This is a genomic window from Amycolatopsis kentuckyensis (genome assembly GCF_002155975.1).
Lineage (GTDB): Bacteria > Actinomycetota > Actinomycetes > Mycobacteriales > Pseudonocardiaceae > Amycolatopsis > Amycolatopsis kentuckyensis.
This window is the reverse complement of sequence record NZ_MUMI01000615.1, coordinates 1-6,866: the sequence shown is the minus strand read 5'-3', so window position 1 is coordinate 6,866 and position 6,866 is coordinate 1. Positions and strand designations below refer to the sequence as shown.

Sequence of the window (6,866 nt, the reverse complement as noted above, 5' to 3'; positions counted from 1 at the left end):
CCACCGCCCCGGCCAGGACCAGCAGCCTGCGGACGGCGACCGATGCGCCGCCCACCTCGCGAGCCCCGGTCACGTTGGCGAACCTCCACGGTGAGAACAGGCCTGGGACGTACCCTCCAACGCCTCACCCCACACCCCTGCTACGGGCCGTCCGGCGCTTCCACTCGGTCGGCCTAGCACTTCCGGCTCAGCTTGCCTCACCCGAGACTCCAGTCGGGCGAGCACGATCCACCAGGTGTCCCCGAAGGGATACCTCCGGCGCCGTCAGGCTTCCTGTGCTCGCCGCTGTCCCGAAAGCGCTCCCAGTGCCGCGACGCCGTGCTGGAGACCTTCGCGGAACGTCGCTCGCTGACCCGGGGTCAGGTCCGCCAAGAGCGCGCTCTCCAGCTCCGTGACCGCCGGCGCGCAGCCCGCGAGCAGCTCGCGGCCGGCGTCCGTGAGGCCCGCCAGCAGGACGCGCTTGTTGCCCGCCTTCGGGGTCCGCGCGATCAAGCCGCGCTTCTCCAGCGTCAGCACCATTTCGTGCATCGTCTGCGGCCGCAGGAACGACCGCCGCGCCAGTTGGGCCGAGGACAGCGCGCCGCTGGCCTCGAGGACGCTCAGCGCCGTGTACTGCAGCGTTGTCAGCCCGAGCGGCCGCAGGGCGTCGTCGAGCAGCGCCCTGATCACCAGCTCGAGCCGTTTGACCAGGTAGAGGGTCAACGGCGGGCCGGCGGGCTGCTCCTGGGCCGAGGTCGTCACGGCGCCCATCATGACACGCCCCCGCCGCTATGCTCCGATCATGGACCTCGGCCGGCAGACCCGCGTGCGGCAGGCGTTCGACACCTTCTTCGGGCCCGCGCAACCGCCGCCGGGAGACGCCGTCCTCGAGCTCTTCCACCGCACCGCGGAAACCGTGCCCGCGTACCGGAAGTTCCTGCGGGAGCACGGGATCGAGCCGGGGACCGTCAGGACCGTGCCGGATTTCCGGCAGCTGCCCCGCACCGACAAGGCCGGCTACCACCGGAAGTACCCGCTGCCCGAGCTGTGCCGCGGCGGCAGCTTCGCCGGGCTCGACATGATCGCCGTCTCCTCCGGCTCCAGCGGCCACCCCACGATCTGGCCGCGGGCCCTCGAAGACGAGCTGCACGTCGCCCGGCGGTTCGAAACCGTCCTGGTCGACGCCTTCGCCGCGGATCGGCGCAGCACCCTCGCCGTCGTCTGCTTCCCGCTCGGCACCTGGGTCGGCGGCCTGTTCACCACGGCCTGCGTGCGCCACCTCGCCGCGAAGGGCTGCCCGATCACCGTGGTGGCGCCGGGCAACAACAAGGCCGAGATCCTGCGCGTGCTGCCCGAGCTCGCGCCGCACTTCGACCAGGTCGTGCTGCTGGGCTACCCGCCGTTCGTCAAGGACGTCGTCGACACCGGCCTCGCCGAAGGCGTCGACTGGCCCGCGTACGCGATCAAGCTCGTGCTCGCCGGCGAGGTGTTCAGCGAGCAGTGGCGCGAGCTGGTGGCCGGGCGCGCCGGGATCGCCGACCCGGTCCGCGACATCGCGTCGCTCTACGGCACGGCCGACGCGGGCGTGCTCGGCACCGAAACCCCCGTTTCGGCGAGCATCCGCCGGTTCGTCGCCGGCCGCCCGGACCTGGCCCGCGAGGTCTTCGGCGACGCACGGCTGCCGACGCTCGTGCAGTACGACCCGGCGAGCCGCTTCTTCGAAGTCCAGGACGGCACGCTGCTCTTCACCGCGGACGGCGGGATCCCGCTCATCCGCTACCACATCGCCGACGACGGCGGGCTCCTGCCGCACGCCGAACTGCTCGCCTACTGCGCCCGGCACGGCTTCACCCCACCGCCCGGCCCCGAGCTGCCGTTCGTCTACGTGTTCGGCCGCTCGCTGTTCACGGTGTCGTTCTTCGGCGCGAACGTCTACCCCGAGAACGTCACCGTCGGCTTGGAGCAGCCCGGCATCAGCGACACGGTGACGGGCAAGTTCGTCATCGAGTCGGTCGAGGACGCCGACCGCGACCGCCGGCTGCGCGTCACGGTCGAGACGGCACCGGGCGCCACCGCCGACGCCGGCCGGATCGCCGAGGCGGTCCGCGAGCAGCTGCTGAGGCTCAACAGCGAGTTCGCGCACTACGTCCCGGCGGAGCGGCAGCTGCCGGACGTCGTCCTGCGCCCGGCGGGCGACCCCGAGTACTTCCCCGTCGGGGTGAAGCACCGCTACACGCGGCCGGGTTAGGGCCGGGCGAGCTTGCGGAACCGCTCGCGGCGCTCATCGGCCGAGGAGCCGTCGGCGATGTCGTCGTCGAACCACGAGCACAGCGCCGCCCACAGTTCGGCGCAGCTCGCGAAGTCCTCGATCGTGGACTGCTCGGTGAGCTCGGCGATGTCCGCCACCAGGTGGTCCAGGCGGCGGTCGCAGAGGCGGACGTACTCGCGGACGACGATGTTGGTGTCGAGGTTCGTCTTCGCGCGCGGGCCCGCCGCGCCGCGCAGCTGGGCATGCAGGGTTTCCTCGCAGAACAGCGGGAACCCGGAGATCGAACCCGGGTAGCCGGACTCGGCCGACCACTCGCGGAACGCGCAGATCGCCTGGTAGCGCGTGTACCAGTCCTGTTTCCCGGCCGCCAGGCGCGCCAGCTTCCGCCAGGCGTCGCGGTCGGCCGAACGCCAGCGGTCCAGGGTGCGGCCGTCCGGGGGCGGGCCCTCGTCGAGCGCGCGGACGCGCCAGAAGTGCGCCCGGCAGCCCGCGATCTCGGCGACGAGCCGGCGGACGTAGCCGACCTGTTCCCAGACGTGGGCGCGTTGCGGCCGCAGCGGCGCCGCGCGGTCCGGGGAGAACGTCACCATCTCGAACACGCGGAACAGCTCGTGGCCGCGCAGGGCCGCAAGGTCCGGGTCCTCGCCCATCACCCAGGAGCGGCGCTCCGGCAGCCGTCCGCTGTGGCTGATCGTCGCCGCGTGGTAGAGCTCGCGGACCGCGCGGCGGGCCACCTCGTCCCGGGCTTCGCCGAGCAGGCGCGGGTTGCGGGCACGGTCGCGCAGGTCGCGCTCGCCACGCGGGCCGACTTCGAGCATCGCGACCGCGTACACGCTCGCCGCGTTGTAGCACTCTTCCCACGACCGGCGGGGTCCGGCGGCTTCGACGGTCGCGTCGAGCGCATCCGGGGCCGGCGGCCAGCGCCGGTCCGGGCAGACGTCGGCGAGCCGGACGCGGCTGCCGGGGTAGGCCGGCTGGGGCTCGGGCACCGCGCCGGTGACCGGCTCGACGTCCGCCATCGCGCGCCGCAGCACCGACCAGACCAGGGACAGGTCGAGCGCGCGGTTCGTCAGCTGCTGCCAGCTGCGGCGCCAGCGCCGGCCGAACCGCCGGTAGTCCTCGATGAGCCGCTCGATCTCGTACTGCGACAGCGCGGCGAAGTACGACCGCATCTCCGCCGCGCGCTGGTTGTACTCGGCCAGCTGCTCCGGGGTCGCCTCGCTGACCAGCAGTTCCTCGACCGGCACGCGCAGCACGCGCCGGTGCAGCTCGAGCCGCTTCTCCCGCGGGATCGCGTACGGGCGCGTCCGGACGTCGAGGTCGACGTACCGGCGGAAGCGCAGCTCGATCGCCGCCCGCAGTTCGGCGCGGCGCTGCGCCCGCGCGTCGCCGGGGGCGCCCGCGGTGGTGCGCCGCACCCACCAGGATCCGGCCACGGAGTCGCCGTGGCCGAGCACGAGCGCGTGCCGGTAGCGGGCGATGAGCAGGGCGACGTCGCGGTCGCGCCCGGCGTGGCGGGGCTGGCGCGCGAAGTCCGGGCCGATCCACCAGCGCGCCAGCCGCGGGTGTCCCCGGCTGCAGACGGTGATCACGTCGTCATAGGTGGCGAGCGCGTCGAGGTGCAGGTCCAGCTGCTCCTGCAGGGCGGCGATCTCGAGTCTGATGTAGACGTTGGCCGGGTCGAGGCTGACCGCCCGGTAGTACTCCGCGAGGGCCTCGTCGTAGCGGCGGTAGGCGATGAAGTGGTTGGCGCGCTGGTAGGCGTCGAAGAGCTCGTACGGGATCTTCGCGCCGCGCCAGGCCGACCAGTGGATGTTGGAGCGGACGTACGCGCTGCGCGGGATGACCAGCGCCGCCACGGCGTTCGCCGCGCGGTGCAGCACGCGCGGCCAGTTCGCGTCCTCGATGACCAGCGGGCTCGCGGCGAACCGCGGGACGCGCACGAGCTCCAGGATGAGCTGGTGGCGGCCGGGCGTGTTGCCGGGCCGGACGGTGCCGGTGACGGTGAACGCGGCGGGCGGCTGGGCGAGCCGGATCACCTTGGTGACCGCCTTCCACCAGCCGTCCGCGGAATCGCCGGCGTGCTCGACGATCTGGAGGAAGTCGTAGGAGCTGCCGGCGCCCGGGACCGGGGTCGGGGTGTAGAGGCGGGAGTCGTTGAGGAACCGCTTGAAGGTGGCGGTCAGCTCGACGGCGGAGTCGATCTCGCGGTCGTGGCTGCCTTCGGGCCGTTCGTCGACGAACACCCGGATGTCGATCTGGTTGGCCCGGTAGGCCGCGACTTCCAGCCGCGCCTTGCCGATGAAGTACAGCGTCAGGACGGCGGCGACGATCACCACGGACGTCTGCAGCACGGTCCAGGTGATCACGGTCGCGACCTTCGGGTCGCGCACGAACGTCCAGGACTGGAAGAACGGCAGGTAGGGCACGACAGCGAAGCCGGTCGCGACGAGCCCCGCCACGACCGCCGCCAGCCACCACCGGATCCGGTGGGCCGCGGGCAGTTCGGCCTGGTCGAACCCGCCGAGTCGCCGCGCGTGCACGATTTCTCACCCCCTCGTGTCAGGTTACTCGCACAGGGGGTCTGTTCTGTTACGGCCCGTTATCCGCGAGCTCGGCGATCACCTGGGCGTGGCACGGTTCGGGGACGCACCAGCACCCGAGCCGGCGACCGCGCAGCTCGGGCAGCAGGTCCAGGAGGTCGGGCCGGGACAGCAGGTACTCGCGGTACCGGGCGACGACGTCCTCGCGCGTGCCGTCCGGGCCCGGCCGGAACGGGCTGGCCAGCTTCGACCCGGCGAGGTGCCAGCCCCCGCGGTGCATCGCCCGCCCGACGTAGACGACGTCGGCGTACTCCGGGTCGTCGCGGTGCCCCTTCAGGTTGACGACCGTGGTCGGCATCCGGCCTCCTTCACCCGTGGTGGTCCATTCTTCACCGGTTCGCTTCCCATCCGGTTACGCCCGATGGTCTGGCTAGTGCAGGTGCACTATGCTGAAGGTTCACGGTTGAGCCGTCAGCCGCTGCCGGACGTTCCGCGCCCGGGCCGGCAGGCTGCCCCCAGTCCGGCATCCCCCGCCCCGCGACTTCCGGCCTGCCCCCGCTGCCTGACGAAAGGGTGCCGCGATGGTTCCGGAACCACGCTCGGCCGACCACCGGTTCGCCGCCACCGACTGGCTGAACGCCGGCGGCCACATGTCCCTGCGCGTGCTCTCCCCCGGCACCCGCACCCTGCTCGTCGAGGTGACCGGCGAGGTCGACCTGAGCACCGCCCGCCGCCTCGACGAAGTCCTGCAGGACCGCGTTCACGGCGACGTCGGCGAGCTCGTCATCGACCTCGCCGGTGTCACGTTCTTCTCCGTCGCGGGGCTGAATTCGCTGCTGCGCGCGCAGCTGCTCGCCGACGCGGCCGGGGCCCGCCTCACCGTCGACGCCGGGCGGTCCCGCGCGGTGCGGCGGCTGTTCACGCTGCTGCCGACGGACTTCGACTGCGTCGCGAACGTCCGGCCGGTCCGCTGACCGCTCACCCCGCCGCCTGACGGCCCAGCCGCCGGACGGCCTCGACGATCGCCGTGTTCGGCGCGCCCTTCACCAGGTACTCGGTGACGCCGGCCGCGGCCAGCCCGGCGATGGAGGCCCGGTCGGCGTAGGCGGAGAAGGCCAGGATGGCGGTGTCCGGGCTGCACCGGGCGATCTCGCGGGCCGCCCGGGCCCCGCCGCCACCCGGCATCCGGACGTCGAGGACGGCGACCGCGGGCCGGTGCCGCTCGGCGAGCCGGATCGCCTCGTCGGCGTCGCCGGCCACCGCGACCACGGCGATGTCGGCCTCGGCGTCCAGGACCTCCTTGAGGACGTCGCGGATCATCACGTCGTCGTCGGAGATCAGCACGCGCAGCTCGGTCACGGTTCGAGCTCCGTCGCGTCGGGCAGCAGGGGCAGCCAGAACTCGACGACGGTGCCCACGCCGGGCCTGCTGTCCACCGAAAGCCAGCCGTGCGCCGCTTCGGCGCGTTCGTGCATCTCGACCAGCCCGAAGTGGCCCGCGCCGGCGTCGCCCCCCGCCGTGCCGACGCCGTCGTCGCTGATCCGGACGTGCGTCCCGTTGTCCACTGTGGACAGGGTGACGCCGACCCGGGTGGCGCGCGCGTGCTTGTGGACGTTGCTGAGCGCCTCCTGGCAGATCCGGTACACGGTGATGGCCGCTTCGGGCGACGGCTCGGCGGTGAGCTCGTCCCGCACCTCGTGCGCCAGCCCCCAGCGGCCCGCGACGTCGTCGGTGTAGGCCGAAACCGCCTCCACCAGGCCGTGCCGGTCGAGTTCCGGTGGCCGCAGCCGGGACACCAGGCCGCGCAGCCTGCCGATCGCGGCGGCGACCGACTCGTCGAGGCCGGCGACGGCGCTCGCGTGCGGTTCCGGCAGCCGGGAGGCCAGCAGCTGCAGGCGCATGCCGACGGCCACCATGGACTGGATCGACTCGTCGTGGACGTCCCAGGCGATCCGGCGCCGCTCCACCTCTTGGGCCTCGACCAGGTGCCCGACCAGCCGGCGGCGTTCGCGCAGCGCCTGCTCGGCGTTGCGGCGCTCGGTCATGTCCCGGGTGACCTTCCCGAACCCGTGCAA

General features: G+C 73.0%; 7 protein-coding genes. 2 read left to right on the top strand and 5 right to left on the bottom strand.

The genetic code is table 11. The features are described 5' to 3' along the window. Positions 1-264: 264 nt before the first annotated feature. Positions 265-753 carry a MarR family winged helix-turn-helix transcriptional regulator gene (locus CCN39_RS43810; RefSeq protein ID WP_086852614.1) on the bottom strand — a complete coding sequence of 163 codons (489 nt, stop codon included), beginning with the start codon at positions 751-753 and terminating at the stop codon, positions 265-267. A gap of 28 nt (positions 754-781) precedes the next feature. On the opposite strand from CCN39_RS43810, the gene CCN39_RS43805 reads away from it, so the two are divergent. Beyond that, on the top strand, positions 782-2,227 hold the full coding sequence (locus tag CCN39_RS43805) for a phenylacetate--CoA ligase family protein (protein WP_244211286.1): 1,446 nt from the start codon (positions 782-784) through the stop codon (positions 2,225-2,227). Here CCN39_RS43805 and CCN39_RS43800 read toward each other — a convergent pair. After that, positions 2,224-4,791: a tetratricopeptide repeat protein gene (locus tag CCN39_RS43800; RefSeq protein WP_244211285.1), complete on the bottom strand. Its 2,568-nt coding sequence runs from the start codon at positions 4,789-4,791 to the stop codon at positions 2,224-2,226. The two genes, CCN39_RS43805 and CCN39_RS43800, sit on opposite strands and share 4 nt — an antisense overlap. A 49-nt stretch (positions 4,792-4,840) precedes the next feature. Beyond that, positions 4,841-5,149: a DUF4326 domain-containing protein gene (locus CCN39_RS43795; protein WP_086852608.1), complete on the bottom strand. Its 309-nt coding sequence runs from the start codon at positions 5,147-5,149 to the stop codon at positions 4,841-4,843. 223 nt (positions 5,150-5,372) lie between these two features. Here CCN39_RS43795 and CCN39_RS43790 point away from each other — a divergent pair, with 223 nt between their 5' ends. Next, positions 5,373-5,765, top strand: a complete 393-nt coding sequence (locus CCN39_RS43790; RefSeq protein WP_086852605.1) for an STAS domain-containing protein — start codon at positions 5,373-5,375, stop codon at positions 5,763-5,765. 4 nt (positions 5,766-5,769) lie between these two features. Here CCN39_RS43790 and CCN39_RS43785 read toward each other — a convergent pair whose 3' ends face one another. Together CCN39_RS43785 and CCN39_RS43780 are read right to left on the bottom strand one after the other, a co-directional pair. Next, a complete protein-coding gene (locus tag CCN39_RS43785; protein ID WP_086852603.1) occupies positions 5,770-6,150 on the bottom strand; it encodes a response regulator in 381 nt (126 codons plus the stop codon). After that, the coding region (locus CCN39_RS43780) for a sensor histidine kinase (RefSeq protein WP_244211284.1) at positions 6,147-6,866 on the bottom strand (720 nt) is incomplete at its 5' end. The genes CCN39_RS43785 and CCN39_RS43780, both read right to left, overlap by 4 nt.

Bases quoted from the DNA above. Each gene is read 5' to 3' on its own strand.
- CCN39_RS43810 (WP_086852614.1), bottom strand. From the start codon at position 753: ATGATGGGCGCCGTGACGACCTCGGCCCAGGAGCAGCCCGCCGGCCCG.
- CCN39_RS43805 (WP_244211286.1), top strand. From the start codon at position 782: ATGGACCTCGGCCGGCAGACCCGCGTGCGGCAGGCGTTCGACACCTTC.
- CCN39_RS43795 (WP_086852608.1), bottom strand. From the start codon at position 5,149: ATGCCGACCACGGTCGTCAACCTGAAGGGGCACCGCGACGACCCGGAG.
- CCN39_RS43790 (WP_086852605.1), top strand. From the start codon at position 5,373: ATGGTTCCGGAACCACGCTCGGCCGACCACCGGTTCGCCGCCACCGAC.